General features: G+C 62.5%; 16 protein-coding genes. 9 read left to right on the plus strand and 7 right to left on the minus strand.

Annotated elements, in window-relative coordinates; genetic code table 11:
• Positions 1 to 189 precede the first annotated feature (189 nt).
• From B6S08_RS12295 to argC, 4 genes are read right to left on the minus strand one after another with little or no spacing between them, the layout of a single operon-like run.
• The gene (locus B6S08_RS12295) at positions 190 to 1,401 is read right to left on the minus strand and encodes an argininosuccinate synthase (RefSeq protein ID WP_094201103.1); all 1,212 of its coding nucleotides are present in this window, start codon (positions 1,399 to 1,401) and stop codon (positions 190 to 192) included.
• A gap of 6 nt (positions 1,402 to 1,407) precedes the next feature.
• On the minus strand, positions 1,408 to 2,316 hold the full coding sequence (locus B6S08_RS12300; protein WP_094201104.1) for an ornithine carbamoyltransferase: 909 nt from the start codon (positions 2,314 to 2,316) through the stop codon (positions 1,408 to 1,410).
• Between the two features lie 9 nt (positions 2,317 to 2,325).
• Positions 2,326 to 3,111, minus strand: coding sequence for an acetylglutamate kinase (gene argB, locus B6S08_RS12305; RefSeq protein ID WP_094201105.1), 786 nt, complete (start codon positions 3,109 to 3,111; stop codon positions 2,326 to 2,328).
• 6 nt (positions 3,112 to 3,117) lie between these two features.
• A complete protein-coding gene (gene argC, locus B6S08_RS12310; RefSeq protein WP_094201106.1) occupies positions 3,118 to 4,131 on the minus strand; it encodes an N-acetyl-gamma-glutamyl-phosphate reductase in 1,014 nt (337 codons plus the stop codon).
• Between the two features lie 248 nt (positions 4,132 to 4,379).
• On the opposite strand from argC, the gene argE reads away from it, so the two are divergent.
• Positions 4,380 to 5,531 (plus strand): acetylornithine deacetylase, encoded by a 1,152-nt coding sequence (argE, locus tag B6S08_RS12315; protein ID WP_094201107.1) that lies wholly within the window; start codon positions 4,380 to 4,382, stop codon positions 5,529 to 5,531.
• A 112-nt stretch (positions 5,532 to 5,643) separates the two neighbouring features.
• Complete coding sequence (gene ppc, locus B6S08_RS12320; RefSeq protein ID WP_094201108.1) at positions 5,644 to 8,265, plus strand: phosphoenolpyruvate carboxylase; 2,622 nt, start codon at positions 5,644 to 5,646, stop codon at positions 8,263 to 8,265.
• Between the two features lie 66 nt (positions 8,266 to 8,331).
• Here ppc and B6S08_RS12325 read toward each other — a convergent pair whose 3' ends face one another.
• Complete coding sequence (locus B6S08_RS12325) at positions 8,332 to 9,273, minus strand: bile acid:sodium symporter family protein (protein ID WP_094201109.1); 942 nt, start codon at positions 9,271 to 9,273, stop codon at positions 8,332 to 8,334.
• Positions 9,274 to 9,458: 185 nt separating this feature from the next.
• Here B6S08_RS12325 and ybaK point away from each other — a divergent pair, with 185 nt between their 5' ends.
• The 7 genes from ybaK (at position 9,459) to B6S08_RS12360 (ending at position 15,801) form a co-directional block, all read left to right on the plus strand.
• A complete protein-coding gene (ybaK, locus tag B6S08_RS12330) occupies positions 9,459 to 9,920 on the plus strand; it encodes a Cys-tRNA(Pro) deacylase (RefSeq protein ID WP_094201110.1) in 462 nt (153 codons plus the stop codon).
• A 143-nt stretch (positions 9,921 to 10,063) separates the two neighbouring features.
• Entirely contained in the window at positions 10,064 to 11,323 is a 1,260-nt protein-coding gene (locus tag B6S08_RS12335; RefSeq protein WP_094201111.1) for an imelysin family protein, read from the plus strand.
• 132 nt (positions 11,324 to 11,455) lie between these two features.
• Positions 11,456 to 12,841 carry a di-heme oxidoreductase family protein gene (locus B6S08_RS12340; protein WP_094201112.1) on the plus strand — a complete coding sequence of 462 codons (1,386 nt, stop codon included), beginning with the start codon at positions 11,456 to 11,458 and terminating at the stop codon, positions 12,839 to 12,841.
• Entirely contained in the window at positions 12,838 to 13,836 is a 999-nt protein-coding gene (locus tag B6S08_RS12345; RefSeq protein WP_094201113.1) for an imelysin family protein, read from the plus strand. Before B6S08_RS12340 ends, B6S08_RS12345 begins: the two co-directional genes overlap by 4 nt.
• Positions 13,836 to 14,915 carry a DUF1513 domain-containing protein gene (locus tag B6S08_RS12350; RefSeq protein WP_094201114.1) on the plus strand — a complete coding sequence of 360 codons (1,080 nt, stop codon included), beginning with the start codon at positions 13,836 to 13,838 and terminating at the stop codon, positions 14,913 to 14,915. Before B6S08_RS12345 ends, B6S08_RS12350 begins: the two co-directional genes overlap by 1 nt.
• Before the next feature lie 158 nt (positions 14,916 to 15,073).
• Positions 15,074 to 15,325: a GlsB/YeaQ/YmgE family stress response membrane protein gene (locus tag B6S08_RS12355; RefSeq protein ID WP_094201115.1), complete on the plus strand. Its 252-nt coding sequence runs from the start codon at positions 15,074 to 15,076 to the stop codon at positions 15,323 to 15,325.
• A 77-nt stretch (positions 15,326 to 15,402) separates the two neighbouring features.
• Positions 15,403 to 15,801, plus strand: a complete 399-nt coding sequence (locus tag B6S08_RS12360; protein WP_094201116.1) for an NUDIX hydrolase — start codon at positions 15,403 to 15,405, stop codon at positions 15,799 to 15,801.
• A gap of 72 nt (positions 15,802 to 15,873) precedes the next feature.
• On the opposite strand, the gene B6S08_RS12365 is transcribed toward B6S08_RS12360, so the two are convergent.
• Complete coding sequence (locus B6S08_RS12365; protein WP_094201117.1) at positions 15,874 to 17,265, minus strand: GntP family permease; 1,392 nt, start codon at positions 17,263 to 17,265, stop codon at positions 15,874 to 15,876.
• Positions 17,265 to 18,224, minus strand: a complete 960-nt coding sequence (denD, locus tag B6S08_RS12370; RefSeq protein WP_094201118.1) for a D-erythronate dehydrogenase — start codon at positions 18,222 to 18,224, stop codon at positions 17,265 to 17,267. The genes B6S08_RS12365 and denD overlap by 1 nt, the downstream gene beginning before the upstream one ends.
• Positions 18,225 to 18,229 lie beyond the last annotated feature (5 nt).

Genomic DNA, 18,229 nt, shown 5'->3' on the forward strand with positions numbered 1-18,229 from the left:
CTAAAACATAGCTATCAGCCTTAAGCTGTAAGCTATCAGCAGCCCGAGTGGCTGGAAGATAATGTCTTCCGCCCGCCGGTACGGCATGGCTGTAAAAATGGTGAATATATCGTGTTTTTTCTTACAGCTGACAGCTTATAGCTTAAAGCTGGATAAAAAAGGGGCCAAAGGGCCCCCTTTTTTATTCCATCACTTCTGCTGGTCTTTCAGCGCCTTGATGCGGCTGGCCAGAGAGTAAAGACGGATAAAGCCTTCGGCATGGCTCTGATCGTACACCTCGTCCGCGCCAAAGGTGGCGAACTCTTCGGAGTACAGGCTGTTGGGAGACTGCTTCTGAATAGCGGTCACCTGGCCCTTGTACATCTTCAGTACCACTTCACCGGATACGTCTTCGGCAATGGCTTCGGCAGAGGCCAGCAGGCCCTTGCACAGCTGGGTGAACCAGCGGCCGTCGTACACCAGGTGGGAAAACTCGGCGCCCACCTTTTCGCGCCAGGCGCGGGTCGGCTTGTCCAGCACCAGCTCTTCAATGGCGCGCAGGGCAGCCATCATCACGGTGCCACCGGGAGTTTCATAGCAACCGCGGGACTTCATGCCCACCAGACGGTTTTCCACGATATCCACCCGGCCCACGCCATGCTTGGCGGCGCGCTCGTTCAGGTGGGTCAGCACCTGATACGGGGTCATGGCGTTGCCGTCCACGGCCACGATGCGGCCCTTTTCTACGGTCAGCGACACGGTTTCGGCCTTGTCCGGAGCCTGCTCGGGCGACACGGTCCAGGTCCAGGCCTGTTCGGACGGCTCGTTCCAGGTGCTTTCCAGCTCGCCACCTTCGGTGGAGATGTGCCAAGCGTTGGCGTCACGGGAATAGATCTTGGTGGCGCTGGCGGTGGTCTTGATGTTGCGCTCGGCCAGGTAGTCGAGCAGGTCTTCACGGCTGCGCATATCCCAGATCCGCCACGGGGCGATCACGGCCAGCTGCGGGGCCAGGGCGGCCACGGCGCCTTCAAAGCGTACCTGGTCGTTACCCTTGCCGGTACAGCCATGGGAGATGGCGTCGGCGCCTTCGGCCAGGGCCACTTCCACCATGGCCTTGGCGATCACCGGACGGGCCATGGAGGTACCCAGCAGGTAGGTGCCTTCGTAGATGGCGCCGGTGGTCAGGGTGGGGTAAACGTAGTCGCTGACAAATTCGTCTTTCAGATCGGCCACGATGCACTTGGACGCACCGGAAGCGATGGCCTTTTCTTCCACGCCTTCCAGATCTTCCGCGCCCTGACCCACATCGGCCACGAACGCCACCACTTCACATCCTTCGTAGTTTTCCTTCAGCCACGGAATGATGGCGGAGGTATCCAGGCCGCCGGAATAGGCCAGCACGATCTTTTTGAATTGGCTCATTAACAATTATCCCTTCATCAATGTCAGCAGCACGGCGTTCTGGGCGTGCATGCGGTTTTCGGCTTGGTCGAGGATCAGGGAGGCTGGGCCATCCATGACCTCGGAAGTGATTTCCCACTCCCTGTGGGCGGGCTGGCAATGCAGCACCTTTTTTGCTCCGGTTTTGTCGAGCAGGGCCTGGTTGATCTGGTAAGGCATGTAGATCTCCTTCACCTGCTCCAGCGGCGTATTATCACCCATGGAGACCCAGGTGTCTGTATAGATCACGTCCACCCCGTCAATATCGTCCAGGCTGTCGGTCACTCGAATTTTGGCGCCGCTGACGGCGGCCAGAGCCTCGGCTTCCTTCAGGATCTGCGCGTCCACGTTGTGGCCACGGGGGCTCACCGCGGTGACGGTGGTGCCCAGAATGGCGCCGCACAGCAGCAGCGAGTGGGTCACATTGTTGCCGTCACCCACATAGGCCAGGTGCACCTGGCTCAGATCATCAAAGTGCTCGGAGATGGTCAGAAAGTCCGCCAGCGCCTGACACGGGTGATAGAGGTTGCACAGGGAGTTGATCACCGGCACGGAGGCGTGCTCGGTCATCTCCACCAGGGTCTGGTGGTCGTAGACCCTGGCCACGATGGCGTCGCACCAGCGCGACAGGTTGGCGGCGAAGTCCTGCACGGTTTCCCGCTTGCCCATGGCGCCATTCTGGCTGTCCAGGTACACGGCATGGCCGCCCAGCTTGTTCACGCCGATGTCAAAGGTCACCCGAGTACGCAACGACGGCTTCTCAAACAGGGTCACCACGCTCTTGCCCTTGAGGGCCTCGGCGTACTTGGTCGGATTGGCCTTGACGTCTTTGGCCAGCTCGAGGATCTGCTCGATCTGCTCCTTGCTGTAGTCCTTCAGGCTCAGTAAATGCTGCATGGGGCTTCCTTAATGAGAAATACGGGTGCCGTGCTCGGACTCACCGGCCAGCAACGACAGCAGCTGCTCCGGGTAACGCCAGCTGCCCACGGCCACCGGCCGGCCCAGGGTCTTGGTAGCCTTGAGCGCCGCCTTGACCTTGACCGCCATGCCGTCCTTGATGATGTTCTTGTCCATCAGTTCAAAGGCATCGGCCTCGGTCAGGTGGGCAATACGCTGACCCTTGCCGTCGAGAATGCCGCTGACGTCAGACAGCATTACCAGCTCGGCATCGAGAATTTCGGCAATGGCGGTGGCGGCCTGATCGGCATTGACGTTCATCAGCTTGCCATCAAAGGTAATGCCGATGGAGCTGACGATGGGCAGGAAACCGCCGCTTAGCAGGCTGGTCACCAGGGTGGCGTCGCCACCTTCAATCTGGCCCACCGCACCCAGCTCGGGATCCAGCTGACTGACCCGGCACAGGCCGCCGTCGGCCAGGCACAGGCCCACGGACGGAATCTCGTGGGCAATGGCCTGGGCCAGCAGCAGCTTGTTGGCGGTGCCGGCCAGGGCGCCGGCGATCACCGGAATCTGCTCAAAGGGGGTCACCCGCAGGCCGTTTTTCTTGGTGGAGGTCAGGCCCATGGCCTTGAGCTGATTGTCCACCAGCACGCCACCACCGTGCACCAGCACCAGTTGGCGGTTGGATTCGTTCACAAAGGCTTTCAGGGTGGAAAACAGCGCTTCCAGCGCCTTGTCGCTTTCCAGCAGGGTGCCACCCAGTTTAACCACCAGCGGTTGTTGCTCAGACATGCGTTGTTACTCCTTGACCAGACCCGCCAGCGGCGAGAATCCCTGATGAATGTTGATGCACTGAATGGCCTGACTGGCGGCGCCCTTCAGCAGATTGTCGATGGCCGATACCACGATCAGCTGGTTGCCGTCCCGGCTCCAGTGCAGATCGCAGAAGGGCGTTCCCGCCACGTCGTTGATCTGGGGCCACTGCCCCGCCAGCCGCACAATGCGCTGGCCGTCGTAGGCCTGGTGGTAGGCGGCGGCAATCTGTTCGTCGGTAACGTCGTCCTTCAGCTGCACATAGACGGTAGCCAGAATGCCGCGAATAAAGTTGCCCAGATGCGGCTGGAACACCACCTGGGTGCCCAGATGATGGCTGATCTCGGGCTGATGGCGGTGGTTGAACACGCCGTAGGGCTTGAGGCTGACTTCACAAAAACTGTTGGCCATACTGGCCTTACGGCCGGCACCGCTGACGCCGGACACGGCGCTGATGATGGGGCGGTTGCCGTCGGCAATCAGCCCGGCCTGCTCCAGCGGCTTGAGCGCACTCAGGGAAGCGGTGGGGTAGCAACCGGGCACGGCGATCAGGCTGGCGGCCCGAATGGCGTCCTGGTTCCATTCCGCCAGACCGTAGGCGGCATTGGCCAGCCAGTCGGTATGCTGGTGGGCAAAACCGTAGAACTTGTCGTAAAAGCCCTCACCGGGCACGCGAAAGGCACCGGACAGGTCAAATACCGGCAGGCCCTTGGCCAGAAAGCCCGGGGCCAGATCGTGGCTCACTTCGTGGGCGGTGGCCAGCAGCACCAGATCGGCTTCAGTATGAATGCGGCTCAGGGCTTCGTCATCCAGCGGCAGCAGCGGCAAATCGATCACGCCACGCCAGCGCGGGTGCAGGCTGGCAAAGGGCTTGTGGGCATCCTGACTGCCCTCGGACACATAGAGTCCGGCCAGTTCCAGGTGGGGATGGCCGTGGATCAGTCCGGCCAGCTCGGCGCCGGTGTAACCACTGGCACCTATGATTGCAGCTTTCAACATGGTCGCGTCCGTAATCTCGATTCAGCTCGTTATAAATATGCAGGCGTCAGCCTAGCGTGTTAGCAGGGCCTGTGTCACCCTGAGGCAAAACGGTGTGGCGCCATCATCGCCCTTTGGCGGGCAAGCAGGATGCAGGGCCAAAAATCACCACCGGTTACCGAATATTGACTGAACGGCAGACTAGCAACAAAAACATATTTATGCAATTGTGTTGAATTTAAATTTGAATGAACTTTGACGGAGGCCCCATGGCATCATTCAACCTGCTGGACATGTACCGAGACATCATCGCGCTGCCTTCCATCAGCAGCACCGACAGCAGCTGGGATCAGAGCAACGAGCAGGTGATTCGCCTGCTGGGTGACTGGTTCAGCCAGCTCGGCTTTGAGGTGGAAATCACCGAGCTGCCCGACCTGCCGGGCAAATTCAACCTGCTGGCCACCAAAGGCCAGGGCGATGGCGGCCTGCTGCTGGCCGGCCACACCGACACCGTGCCCTTTGATCCGGGCCGCTGGAACAAGGACCCCTTCAAGCTTACCGAAGAAGGCAACCGCATCTATGGCCTGGGCACCATCGACATGAAGGGCTTCTTTGCCTTTATTGTGGAAGCGCTGAAAGACATGGACCTAAGCAAGCTCGACAAGCCCATTCGCATTCTCGCCACCGCCGATGAGGAAACCACCATGGCCGGCGCCCGTGCCATTGCCAGCGCCATGGCGATCAAGCCCGACTACGCGGTGATCGGCGAGCCTACCGGCCTGGTGCCGGTGATGATGCACAAGGGCCATATGTCGGAAGCCATTCGCGTCACCGGCAAAAGCGGCCACAGTTCGGATCCCGCCAACGGCGTCAACGCCCTGGAGATCATGAATCAGGTGATGGGCCGGCTGCTGGACCTGCAGCGCCAGCTGAAAGAAAAATACGCCAACCCCCATTTCAAGGTGCCCCAGCCCACCCTCAACCTGGGCCATATTCACGGCGGCGACAGCCCCAACCGCATCTGCGCCTGCTGCGAGCTGCACTTTGACATGCGTCCCATTCCCGGCGTGGGCCCCGACGAACTGCTCGGCCTGCTACACCATGCCCTGGCCCCGATCAAGGAGCAATACCCCGATGCCCTGGAGTTGACCCACCTGCACGAGCCCATTCCGCCCTACGGCACCGATCCAGACGCCGAGCTGGTGCGCGCCGCCGCCGAACTGACCGGCCACCCGGCGGAAGCGGTGAACTACTGCACCGAAGCCCCCTTTATCAATCAGCTGGGCTGCCAGACCATAGTGCTCGGCCCCGGCCATATCGCCCAGGCCCACCAGCCCGACGAATACCTGGACCTGTCTTTCGTCCAACCCACGGTAGCGGTGCTGCAACGCCTGGTGAGTCGCTTCTGCTTAAGTAACTAAATTACAAAATGTGAGCTGCGGCATGCCGCAGCATTGACCGCCTGCGGGAAAGCTGGCTGAATGAAACACGGAAACGTGACCATTTTGTAATAAACTGACAAAAGAGGCAGATATGGATAATCATGCGGCACTCAGGGCCAATGTGGGCCTGCTGGGTCAATTGCTGGGCGATGCCATTCGCGAGCATCACGGACAGGCCTTTCTCGACAAGATAGAAACCATTCGCCAGCTGGCCAAGTCGGCCCGCCAGGGCAATGACGAGGATCAGCAGCAGTTGCTGACCACCCTCAAGCAACTGAGCGATGACGAGCTGCTGCCGGTGGCCCGCGCCTTCAGTCAGTTTCTCAACCTGGCCAACGTGGCCGAGCAGTTTCACACCATTTCCCGGGGCTATCGTCAGGACGCCGGCCCCAACCCCCTCGATCAGGTGTTTGAGCGGCTGAAGGGAGCCAACGTCAGCGAAGCGGACATTCGCGATGCGGTTGCCTCACTCGACATCGATCTGGTGTTGACCGCCCATCCCACCGAGGTAACCCGCCGCACCTTTATTCACAAGCATGTCCAGCTTAACGACTGCCTGGCGGCGCTGGAGCTGGAGCTACCGGAAGAAGAAAAGGCCGGCCTGCTGGCCCGGGTGGATCAGCTGATCACCCAAGCCTGGCACAGCAACGAAATCCGCGCCCAGCGCCCCACCCCGGTGGATGAAGCCAAATGGGGCTTTGCCGTCATTGAAAACAGCCTCTGGCCCGCCCTGCCCCGCTTTTTGCGCCAGCTCGACGAGCGCCTGGAACACGAACTGGGCGAGCGCCTGCCCCTGGACGCGGCGCCGGTGCGCTTTACCTCCTGGATGGGCGGCGACCGCGACGGCAACCCCTTCGTCACCGCCAAGGTCACCGAAGAGGTGCTGCTGCTGGGCCGCTGGATGGCCAGCTCGCTGTTCCTCAATGACATTCAGGAGCTGGTGTCGGAGCTGTCGATGTCCGAGGCCAGCCGTGAGCTCTATATCGAAAGCGGCGAACACGACGAGCCCTATCGGGCGGTGCTGCGCCGGCTGCGAGAAGATCTGCGTGAGACCCTGCTGCACCTCAACGCTCGAGTGCAGGGCCAGAAGACCGATGCCCGGGATCTGATCACCGACAGCGAGCAGCTGCGCCGGCCCCTGGAGCTGTGCTATCGCTCACTGCAGGAATGCGGCCTGAACAAGATTGCCGACGGCCTGCTGCTGGATGTGATCCGCAAGGTGGCCTGTTTCGGCATTCACCTGCTCAAGCTCGACATTCGCCAGGACGGCGAGCGCCATACCCAGGCCCTGGCCGAAATCACCCGCTACCTGGGGCTGGGCGACTACGCCGAATGGAGCGAGGCCGACAAGCAGGCGTTTCTGCTTAACGAGCTCAACTCCCGCCGACCGCTGCTGCCGCGTCAGTGGCAGCCTTCCGACGACACTCGGGAAGTGCTCGATACCTGCCGAGTGATTTCCCGTCATCCGCGGGATGCCTTTGGCATCTACATCATCTCCATGGCCGGCGAACCGTCGGACGTACTGGCGGTGCAGCTGCTGCTGAAGGAATGCGGGGTCGACTTTACCTTGCCGGTGGCGCCGCTGTTTGAAACCCTGGACGATCTCAACCACGGCGCCGCCGTGATCGAACGGCTGTATCAACTGCCCTGGTACCGGGGTTATATGCAGGGCCGCCAGTACGTGATGATCGGCTATTCCGACTCCGCCAAGGACGCCGGTATGATGGCCGCGGGCTGGGCCCAGTACAGCGCCATGGAAAAACTGGTGGCCATCAGCGCGAAGGAAAAGGTGGCCCTGACCCTGTTCCACGGCCGCGGCGGCAGCCTGGGCCGGGGGGGCGGCCCGGCCCGCCAGGCCATTCTGGCCCAGCCGCCGGGCTCTACCCTGGGGGGGCTGCGAGTCACCGAGCAGGGCGAGATGATTCGCTTCAAGTTCGGCCTGCCCCAGGTGGCCATCGACAGCCTGGCCATTTACGCCAGTGCCGTGCTCGAGGCCAACCTGCTGCCGCCCCCCGAGCCCAAACCAGAATGGCGGGCGCTGATGAACGCCATGGCGGAAGTATCCTGTGCCCATTACCGCTCACTCATTCGTGGCGAGCCCGACTTCGTGCCCTATTTCCGCGCCGCCACCCCCGAGCTGGAACTGGGCAAGCTGCCGCTGGGCTCCCGCCCGGCCAAGCGCAAGCCCAACGGTGGCGTGGAAAGCCTGCGCGCCATTCCCTGGATCTTTGCCTGGACCCAGAACCGGCTGATGCTGCCGGCCTGGCTGGGCGCCCACAAGGGGTTGGAAAAGGTGGTGGAAGACGGCCACGAAGCCACCCTCCGTGCCATGAACCAGGGCTGGCCCTTCTTTCGGGCCCGCCTCGACATGCTGGAAATGGTGTTCCTCAAGGCCGATCTCGGCCTGGCCGCCTATTACGACAGCGTACTGGTGCCCGAGGAGCTCAAGCCGCTGGGCAAACGGCTGCGGGACGAGCTCCGCGCCAGCACCAAACTGGTGCTGCAACTGAAGGAAAAATCGGAGCTGCTGTCCAACGAGCCCTGGATTCAGGAATCCATCAAGCTGCGCAACCCCTATACCGATCCGCTCAACGTGCTGCAGGCCGAGCTGCTCAAGCGCTCCCGGGAGCAGGGTGATATTCACCCGGTGCTGGATCAGGCGCTAATGGTTACCATCGCCGGCATCGCCGCAGGCATGCGAAATACCGGCTGACACCGATAGCCAAAACCAAAATGCCGGGCACATCCCGGCATTTTTTGTCTTTATGTTATTACCTAATCAGGCGCTGGCAGGCGTGTTTACGGCGGCGTCGGCAACGGGCTTTTTACTCCAGTAACCCGCCAGCAGGGAGCCGGAAATATTGTGCCAGACGCTGAACAGGGTGCCCGGCAGGGCGGCGGCGGGGGTAAAGAACTTCATTGCCAGCGCCGTGGCCAGCCCGGAGTTCTGCAGGCCCACTTCAAAGGCAATGGTGCGGCAGACCCGCTTGTCAAAGCCGAACATGGCGGTAACCCCGTAGCCCAGCACCAGGCCGCAGCTGTTATGCAATACCACGGCCAGCGCCACCACGGGGCCAATCTGTGCCATTTTCTCCGCATTGAGCGCCACCACGATGGAGATGATAAATACGATGGCCAGCATGGACAGCAGCGGCAGCACCGGCTCCACCCGACGAACCAGGTTGCCGGCCACGGCATTGAGCACCACCCCCAGCACCACGGGCGCCACCACCACCTGCAGCAGGCTGAGCAACATGGACTGCACCGGCACATCCACACTCTGGCCTACCAGCAGATCCACCAGCAGCGGGGTCATCACCACACCCAGCAGGGTGGAGATGGCGGTCATGGAAATAGACAGGGCGGTATCCCCCTTGGCCAGGTAGCACATCACGTTGGACGAGGTGCCCCCGGCCACACTGCCCACCAGCAGCATGCCGACCATCAGCTCGGGTCCAAAGCCCAGCACACGGCCCACCAGCAGGGCGATCAGTGGCATCAGCGAGAACTGTAACAACACCCCCACCAGCACCGCCTTTCTGTTTTGCATCACACGGCGAAAATCGTTCAGGTTGAGGGTCAGGCCCATGCACAGCATGATCAGGGTCAGCAGCGGCACTATCTGCCCCTTGATGCCCACAAACAGCTGCGGCTGCATAAAGGCCAGCACAGACAACAACAACGCCCACAACGGAAATAACTGGGTTAACACGGCCAACATGGCAACGACTCTCCTTTAAACAAGCAAAACGGCCACCTCATGTGGCCGTCATCTTTAAGTATCATGTGCAACAAACGATGAACAGCAGTACCGCATATTCATTATTACAATCCGGGATTCCTGCCCTTTTCACGCCTTTTCATTCCCTGCATAATTTTCCCTTCATTTGTTTACCGGACTTCGCCATGACCCCCGCCATTCTGTTTCTGGAAAAGCACAAGGCCGCCTTTACCCTGTACCAGTACGAATGCACCGCCCAGGACGACTTTGGCGCCCACGCCGCCGAGCAGCTGGGGGTGCCGCTCACGCGCGTCTTCAAGACCCTGCTGACCGAGGGTGAACAGGGCGCCGTGGTAGCGCTGGTGCCGTCATCGGGCAAGGTCAATCTCAAGCGCCTGGCCAAGGCCGCCGGGGTGAAAAAACTGGAGATGATGCCACCGCAAAAGGCGGAGCGGCTCACCGGCTTCAAGGTCGGCGGCATCAGCCCGTTTGCCCAGAAGAAACGGCTGACTACCGTGCTCGACGCCTCCGCCAGTGACCACGACACCGTGCTGGTCTCCGGCGGTAAACGCGGCCTGTCGGTAGGACTGCCGGCTCAGGACATCGAGCGCCTGCTGCAAGCGGTGATCGCCCCCATCGCCGAATGAACCCTGATTAAACGGCGGTAATGCGGGCAATATCCCCTCAGCGACTACGGGCTTTTACGGCGAGACCCTTGCACCTTTTTCCATTCTGACGCTAGAATCGTCCGGCTAATAAAAACGATTCTCAAATGCATAAGGATGATTAAATGCACTTCCGCAAACTTGCCCTCGCCGCTTCCATCGCTGGCCTGCTAAGCGCCTGCGCCCAGACCAACCACCCCGCCGTCACCCAGGATCAGGTGGTGGAGCACTACGCCGATATCGCCCAGGCCGTGTACAGTGACTCGCTCAGCGCCGCCCAAAGTCTGGATCAGGCCATTGCCGCCTTGCTGGCCAACCCGAGTGAGCAGACCCTGGCCGATGCCCGCACCGCCTGGCTGGCCGCCCGGGTACCCTACCAGCAGTCGGAAGTGTTTCGTTTCGGCAATGCCATCGTGGATGACTGGGAAGGCCAGCTCAACGCCTGGCCCCTGGACGAAGGTCTGATCGACTACGTGGCCCCGGGTTACCAACACGAGCTGGGCAACCCCGGCGCCACCGCCAACATCATTGCCAGCACCCGGCTGCAGGTGGGCGGTGAGCTGCTGGACGTCAGCCACATCACTCCCGAGCTGCTGGCCAGCCTGAACGAGCTGGCGGGATCCGAGGCCAACGTGGCGTCCGGTTATCACGCCATAGAGTTTCTGCTGTGGGGCCAGGATCTGAACGGCACCAGCGCCGGCGCCGGTGAACGCGCCTGGACCGACTTTGCCCTAGGTGCGGACTGCACCAACGGCAACTGTGACCGCCGCCGCGACTACCTGCAGGCCGCCAGCCAGCTGCTGATCCAGGATCTCGAATACATGGCGGGCCAGTGGCAACCGGGCCAAAACAACTACCGCGCCGAGCTGACCGCCCTGCCGGCGGAAGAAGGCCTGCGCCGCATGCTGTTTGGCATGGGCTCCCTGTCTCTGGGTGAACTGGCCGGCGAGCGCATGAAGGTGGCCCTGGTAGCCAACTCGGTGGAAGACGAGCACGACTGCTTCTCCGATAACACCCATCACTCGCACTACTACAACGAAAAAGGCATCAGCAACCTGATGTTTGGTGAATATCAGCGCATTGACGGCACCACCCTGCAGGGCCCGTCGCTGCTGCAACTGGTAGCGCAACAGGACGATCTGGCCGCCGCGCAAATCGCCGACCAGTTCCGTACCAGCGAACAGGCCGTCTATCAGCTGGTGCAGTCTGCCGAGGTGAACAATGTGCACTTTGATCAGCTGATCGCCGCCGGCAATACCGAGGGCAACCGGCTGGTGCAGGACGCCATCGACGCCCTGGTGGAGCAAACCCGTGCCATTGAGCTCGCCGCCAACACCGTCGGCATCAACAACCTGAGCCCGGATACCGCCGACCACGAGTTTTAAGCTCATCTGGCCATAACAATAAAATCAATAAGGGGTGGCCTGGCCGCCCCGTGACGGCACCCGAAGCAGGCGCGGTCTGCACACCGTGTTGACCGCTTAACGCCCCGGGTGCCCTTTCGCTCTGGAGTCCTTATGTCGTTTCGACTCACCGGCCTGCTGCTTGGCGCCGTCCTTGCCTTGAGCGCCCAGGCCAATCCCGCCAAACCCGGCGGCGAGACCACCACCACCAAAACCGGCGCCAACGCCTTTTCCATGCCCGCTGCCAACCTGAGTTTTGACAAACGGCTCGACTTCTCGGTAGGCAACAGCTTTTTCCGCAATCCCTGGGTCGCCGCCCCGGCCACCACAGACGCCCGCGACGGCCTGGGGCCGCTGTTCAATACCAACGCCTGCCAGAGCTGCCACGTCAAGGACGGCCGCGGCCATCCACCCGCCTTTGACGGTGACAACGCGGTAAGCATGCTGGTACGGATGTCGATTCCCGCCGATGAGAGCGAACAACATCGCGACTACCTGCGCACCCTTGGCGTAGTGCCCCATCCTGTCTATGGCGGGCAGCTGCAGGACATGGCCATTCCCGGCGCCGTGCCCGAGGGCAAGGTACGCATCGACTACAGCACCAACACCGTGCGCTTTCACGACGGCGACAGGGTGGAACTGCGCCGTCCTCACCTGACCATTGAGCAAACCGGCCATGGCGAGCCCGGCAAGCAGTTGCTCACCTCGGCCCGCATTGCGCCCCCCATGATTGGCCTGGGGCTGCTGGAAGCCATTCCCGAGTCGGCACTGCTGGCCCGGGAAGATCCGCAGGATCACAATAACGATGGCATCCGCGGCCATGCCAACCGGGTGTGGAGCAACGCCCAAAACGCCACCGTGATCGGCCGCTTTGGCTGGAAGGCCGGCCAGCCCAGCCTGCGCCAGCAAAACGCCGGTGCCTTTGCCGGCGACATGGGGCTGACGTCAAACCTGGTACCCGCAGACGACTGCACCGCCGCACAAGCCTGTGCGCAATACCCGGATGGCGGCAAGCCCGAGGTGAGTGATGACATTCTCGACTCGGTGACCTTCTACAGCCAGCACCTGGCGGTGCCCGCCCGACGCAACCTGGACGACCCGAACGTCCAGGCCGGCGAGCAGTTGTTCCTGGCCCTGGGCTGTGCCAGCTGCCATACGCCGTCTTACACCACGGGTGAGCATGCCAGCCCGGCCCTGAGCCACCAGACCATCTACCCCTATACCGATCTGCTGCTGCACGACATGGGTGAGGATCTGGCCGATAACCGGCCCGAGTTTGCGGCCAGCGGTCGCGAGTGGCGTACCCCGCCGCTGTGGGGCCTGGGCTATGCCGATGAAGTGGCGGGCTCGCCCGCCCGCTACCTGCACGACGGCCGCGCCCGTACCCCGCTGGAAGCCGTGCTCTGGCACGGTGGCGAGGCCGAAGCGGCCCGCAACCGAGTGCTGGCCGCCAGCGCCGAAGAACGAAAACAACTTATCGCCTTTCTGGAGTCGCTATGAACCTTCGCCTGTTTTCACTCGCCGCCCTGGGAGTGCTGACCGCCTGCCAGAGTCAGCCGCCGGTGGATCCGGCCCTTGAGCGGCTGACCGATGCCCACCTGACGTTAATGCGCCAGCAGGCGGATCACCTGGCCGGCGAGCTTGAGCAACTACACCACGATGTTCAGGCCTATTGTGGCGGTGATCAGTCCCTGGTCACCGTGCAGGGACAATGGCGTGACGCCTTTGCCGCCTGGACAGCCCACCAGGGACAGAGCGGCGGTCCCCTCGACGCCGCCGGCCTGAGCTATGCGTTTCAGCTGTGGCCCGACAAAAAAGACACCACCGGCCGCCAGCTGGCCGGTCAGCTCAGCCAGCCCGGTGTACTCAAGGGCGCCAGCGTGACCCTGGGGGCGGTGGAATACCTGTTGTATGAAGATCTCTCCCAGACGCAGCGCTGTGCCCTGCTCCCCCGCATCAGCGCCGAGCTGGTCGCCAGCGGAGGGCGACTGCAACAAGCCTGGTACCATACGGCCGGCTACGCCCAGCAACTGGAGCAAATGCAGCTTCAGGGTGGGGAAGCCGTGGTACTGACGCAAATCCTGGGCCAGCTGGCCCACCGCTTTGACCGCATAGAGAAGAAGCTGGATCTGCCCCTGAACACCGTCGACCACCCGCGGCCGCTGTTTGCCGAAGCCTGGCGCAGCGCGCAGTCACTGCACTTTTTACGCACCAGCCTGCACAGCCTGCAACAGGAATACCAGGCCGGCGGGGTGCGAGCTTACCTTGAACAACGGCATGCAACCGCCCTGATTGCCGAGCTGGATGACGCCTTTGCCGACACCCTGGAGCACCTGCCAAAGGGGGACAGCCTGGCCTACTGGCTGCAAGGGGACAACTACGCCACCCTGCTGCGTTTTAAAATTTCCTTTGACCGCCTCGGCAGCAAGCTCAAGCTGCGCCTGCCCGAAGCCCTGGGAGTCAGCTTGGGCTTTAACGCCACGGACGGTGACTGATGCAACGGCGGCAATTCCTGAAGGGGCTGTCCGCCGCCGGGGTACTATGCAGCCTGGGACTGGCAGGCTGTGCCCTGCCTTCCACCAGGCAGGCCTATCTGGTGGGCGGCGGTCGCCGCGCGGGGGGCCATCGCTATGTGGTGCAGGCGCTTAACCTGGACGGCAGCCTGCGTTACGAGCTGCCCCTGCCGGACCGGGGGCACGGCATGGCCGCTCACCCCTCTCGGCCGCTGGCGGTATGCCATGCCCGCCGACCCGGCGGCTACCTGGCGCTGTTCAACCATGAGCAGGGCCGGCTGCTGCAGCTGCGCGAGGCCGATAACGAGCGTCATTATTACGGTCACGGCGTGTTCAGCGCCGACGGCCGCCGGCTCTATACCACCGAAGGGGTTCGTGCCAGCAGCGAAGGTGTGATTGGCGTGTATACCCTTGAGCACGACCACCTCACCAAGGTGGACGAGTTTACCGGCTTTGGCCTGGGTCCCCACGAAATAGGCCGGCTGCCCGATGGCAACCTGGTGGTGGGTGTCGGCGGCGTGCACACTCGGGGCCGCGAGCCGTTAAACCTCGGCACCATGCAGCCCAGCCTGAGTTACCTCGACGCCACCACGGGCGAGGTGCTGGAGCAACGCGGCCTGGCCGACCGGCACCTGTCCATTCGCCACCTGGCGGTGACCGCCGACGGCGAGGTGTTTAGCGGCCAGCAGTATCGCGGCAGCCCCGACGACTTTCCGCCACTGATCGTGCGTCATCGCCGAGGCCGCGAGCTTATGCCCCTTGGCGGCACACCGCTGGAATGGGCCCGCTTCAATCATTACATTGCCAGCATCGCGGTTACCGACGACTACATTGCCGCGACTTCGCCCCCGGGTAACTGCTACGGCCTGTGGCACCGCCGCAGCGGCGAGCTGGTGCGCATTGCTCCCCTGCCCGATGCGTCCGGCGCCTCGGCGGATCAGGGCCAGATCTGGCTCGGCAGCGGCCAGGGCGGCATCAGCCGGCTCAACACCCATGGCGAAGAGACCCGTTTCTACTCCCCCTGGCAATGGGACAATCACTGGTCGCTGATCGGCGCCTGAGGCATCCGGCGCCGGTATTGCCGTGCGTGGCGTCGGCCAAAGCACACCGCTGCTTAAAATGACGATCGTTCTCAATGACATGCAACATCATCACTGACGGCTGTGGGCCCTGCTGGTCTATGCTTTTAACCATTCAACATGAGGCAAGGGAGTGCACCATGGGAATTCTGAGCTGGATTATTTTCGGACTGATCGCCGGGGTGCTGGCGAAATGGATCATGCCCGGACGGGATGGCGGCGGCCTGATTCTGACTACCCTGCTCGGCATTGCCGGCGCCTTTGTGGGGGGCTGGATTGGCGTGCGGCTGGGCTTTGGCAGCGTGACCGGCTTTAACCTGGGCAGCATGATCACCGCGGTGATCGGCGCCCTGGTGCTGCTGTTTGTATACCGCATGATCAGCCGTTCCTGAGCTTCGCCATTAAATTCGCCAGCCCCATTCCGGCTTTGGCACAATACCCCTTCTATTCATTCAGCCAGGGAACAAGCATGAAGGCACCCAAGGTCGGCGTTATCGCCGTGGTCTGGCATCGGCAGCGAGTGCTGCTGGTCAAACGCAAGCACGCTCCCCACGCCGGGCACTGGGGCTTTCCCGGCGGCAAGCTGGAGTGGGGAGAAACCATGAGCATGGGCGCGGCACGGGAACTGCAGGAAGAAACCGGCATCACCGCGCACATGGACGCGCCCTTTGCCTGCTACGATGTGCTGGCCGAAGAGGCCGGCGAGCTGGCCCACCACTATGTGATGGTGGCGGTGCGCGGCCATTACCAAAGCGGTACCCCGGTGGCCGATGACGACGCCGAGGCGGTGGCCTGGTTCAGCCCCGATGCGCTGCCTTCGCCCCTGTGTCCGGATCTGAAAGACATCATCACCCGCTCGCGCGCCTGAGTCCTGCCGGCGACTCCCATAAAAAAAGAGGCCTTTCGGCCTCTTTTTTTGATTGTGCGTACCGCGCCCGCCTTACAGCACGGCGTCGAGCACCAGCACGCCCACCAGGCCGGTTGCCCAGGCCAGGGTGGTGGGAATGGACCAGACGATGATCTGCTGCTTCACGTCCTTGATGCCCATCATGCGGTTGACCACCCAGAACAGGCTGTCGTTGAAGTAGCCAAAGAACAGCGAGCCCATGGTCGCCGCCTGGGCCGCCACCAGCATGTTCACGCCGGGAATATTGGCCAGAATGGGCGCCGAGATGGAGGCGGCGGTGACCATGGCCACGGTACCGGAGCCCTGGATCAGGCGCACCAGGGTGGACACGATAAAGGGGATCAGCACCGGCGGCAGCGGCAGGCTGGCGATCTGTTCGCCCAGCATGGCGCCGGCACCGGATTCACGCAGCACGGCACCCAGGGCACCACCGGCACCGGTCACCAGCAGAATGATACCGGCGCTCTGCAGGCCTTCTTCCAGGTGCTCCATGGTGTCGTGTTTGTTCATCTTCGGCACCAGGGTGTATACCGCCAGCAGCACCGAAATGGACAGGGCGATCACCGGGTGGCCCAGGTAGGTAAACGCCTGAGACACCGGGTTGTCGGCCAGGCCTTCCCAGCCCTCAACCTTGGCCAGGGTACCCAGCATGGTGTTGATGAAGATCAGTACGATGGGGGCCAGAATGGGCAGCAGCGACAGGAACAGGCTGGGCAGCGCCTTGCCGGCCTTGGACGCCAGATACTGGTTATAGGTTTCTTCCAGATCCTGGCTTTCCGCCACCGCAGGCGGATGGAAGTCGGGAAACTTCTTGGCCAGCCACTTGGCGTACAGCACGATCACCACCACACAGGGCAGTGCCAGGGTCAGACCGGCCAGCAGCATGGCACCCACATCCACCCCGAACAGGCCGGCCACGCCCAGCGGACCCGGCGTGGGCGGTACCGTATGGTGGGTCACCACCAGGCCGCCGGCCAGGGCCACACCCACGGTCAGCAGGTTGCGCTTGCCCTTCTCCGCCAGCGCCTTGGCGATGGGGTAGAGGATCACAAAGGCGGAGTCCACGAAGATGGGAATGGACACGATATAGCCGGTAATGGCCATGGCCCATTCTTCCTTCTTTTTGCCCAGCCACTTGATGGCACTGTAGGCGATCTGCTCGGCGGCACCGGACACTTCCAGAATACGGCCCATCATCACGCCCAGGCCGATAACGATACCGATGCTGCCGAGGGTACCGCCAAAGCCCTTGGTGATCACGTTGACGATGTCACCGGCGGCCATGCCACCCAGGGCGCCGGCGATACTGGCCGCCGCCAGCATCGCGATCAGGGCGTGTACCCGGGTTTTGACCACCAGAAAAATCAGGACCACAACGGCGACGGCCAGGCCGATCACCGGGGCCATGGTGCTTGCTTCAGTCATTACTTGGTTCCTTCCATATCATCTGCCATAAAGCGGCGAATCACACTGTCAAAGTCGGCATCCTGCACAAACCCCAGGCCCAGGGCACGGGCGATATTGAACCGGCCCGGCCAGCTGGCCACGATGCGGGACACGCCTTCGTCTTTTTCATAACGAATGCGATCACACACCTCGTCGCCGGCCACTCGGCGCAGCGCATCGATCATTTCCTGCACGGTCACCGTGATGCCGGGCAGGTTGACGGTACGGCTGGGGCCAAAGGCCTCGGCGGGCACGCGGGCGGCCATCAGAAAGTTCTCCACCACGGTGGCCGGGGAAGACAGCCACATGGGCAGGCTCAGATCCACCGGGCACACGCTCTCCTCACCCTGCAGCGGCTCACGAATAATGCCGCTGGCAAAGGAAGAAGCCGCCTTGTTGGGCTTGCCCGGACGCACGCTGATGGTGGGCAGGCGCAGCACCCGGCCATCCACAAAGCCCTTGCGGGCATAGTCGTTGACCATCAGCTCGCCCACGGACTTTTCCATGCCGTAGGAGGACTGGGGGCAGACGGCGGTGTTGTCTTCAATCACCTCGGGCAGCTCGCCGCCAAACACCGCCAGCGAGCTGGAGAACACAAAACGGCAACCCGGCGCCTGGTGGCGGGCCGCTTCCAGCAGGTAGCGGGTGGCGTCGATATTGACCTTGATGCCCAGATCAAAGTCCGCTTCCGCGTGGCTGCTGACGATGGCCGCCAGGTGGTAGATCACGCCGGTGTCGGCGCTGACCAGTTCGCGCACCGCGGCTTCGTCGCCCAGGTCGGCGCGCACGCAGTGCACCCGCTCGTCGGCAATGGGGGAGCTGGGCTCAATCACGTCTGCCAGGGTCAGGCGCTCAAAGGCAATGTCGTTCTGCTGCAACAGCGCCTTGGCCACGCGCTGGCCCAGAAAGCCCGCGCCGCCGGTAATAATGATGTTCATCTAGT

Source organism: Oceanimonas doudoroffii (assembly GCF_002242685.1).
GTDB classification, from domain to species: Bacteria; Pseudomonadota; Gammaproteobacteria; order Enterobacterales; family Aeromonadaceae; genus Oceanimonas; species Oceanimonas doudoroffii.

Coding starts and splice junctions, on each gene's coding strand:
- B6S08_RS12350 (WP_094201114.1), top strand. CDS start 13,836: ATGCAACGGCGGCAATTCCTGAAGGGGCTGTCCGCCGCCGGGGTACTA.
- B6S08_RS12360 (WP_094201116.1), top strand. CDS start 15,403: ATGAAGGCACCCAAGGTCGGCGTTATCGCCGTGGTCTGGCATCGGCAG.
- argC (WP_094201106.1), bottom strand. CDS start 4,131: ATGTTGAAAGCTGCAATCATAGGTGCCAGTGGTTACACCGGCGCCGAG.
- B6S08_RS12335 (WP_094201111.1), top strand. CDS start 10,064: ATGCACTTCCGCAAACTTGCCCTCGCCGCTTCCATCGCTGGCCTGCTA.
- B6S08_RS12325 (WP_094201109.1), bottom strand. CDS start 9,273: ATGTTGGCCGTGTTAACCCAGTTATTTCCGTTGTGGGCGTTGTTGTTG.
- B6S08_RS12300 (WP_094201104.1), bottom strand. CDS start 2,316: ATGCAGCATTTACTGAGCCTGAAGGACTACAGCAAGGAGCAGATCGAG.
- B6S08_RS12355 (WP_094201115.1), top strand. CDS start 15,074: ATGGGAATTCTGAGCTGGATTATTTTCGGACTGATCGCCGGGGTGCTG.
- B6S08_RS12365 (WP_094201117.1), bottom strand. CDS start 17,265: ATGACTGAAGCAAGCACCATGGCCCCGGTGATCGGCCTGGCCGTCGCC.
- B6S08_RS12345 (WP_094201113.1), top strand. CDS start 12,838: ATGAACCTTCGCCTGTTTTCACTCGCCGCCCTGGGAGTGCTGACCGCC.
- denD (WP_094201118.1), bottom strand. CDS start 18,224: ATGAACATCATTATTACCGGCGGCGCGGGCTTTCTGGGCCAGCGCGTG.
- argB (WP_094201105.1), bottom strand. CDS start 3,111: ATGTCTGAGCAACAACCGCTGGTGGTTAAACTGGGTGGCACCCTGCTG.
- ybaK (WP_094201110.1), top strand. CDS start 9,459: ATGACCCCCGCCATTCTGTTTCTGGAAAAGCACAAGGCCGCCTTTACC.
- argE (WP_094201107.1), top strand. CDS start 4,380: ATGGCATCATTCAACCTGCTGGACATGTACCGAGACATCATCGCGCTG.
- B6S08_RS12295 (WP_094201103.1), bottom strand. CDS start 1,401: ATGAGCCAATTCAAAAAGATCGTGCTGGCCTATTCCGGCGGCCTGGAT.
- ppc (WP_094201108.1), top strand. CDS start 5,644: ATGGATAATCATGCGGCACTCAGGGCCAATGTGGGCCTGCTGGGTCAA.
- B6S08_RS12340 (WP_094201112.1), top strand. CDS start 11,456: ATGTCGTTTCGACTCACCGGCCTGCTGCTTGGCGCCGTCCTTGCCTTG.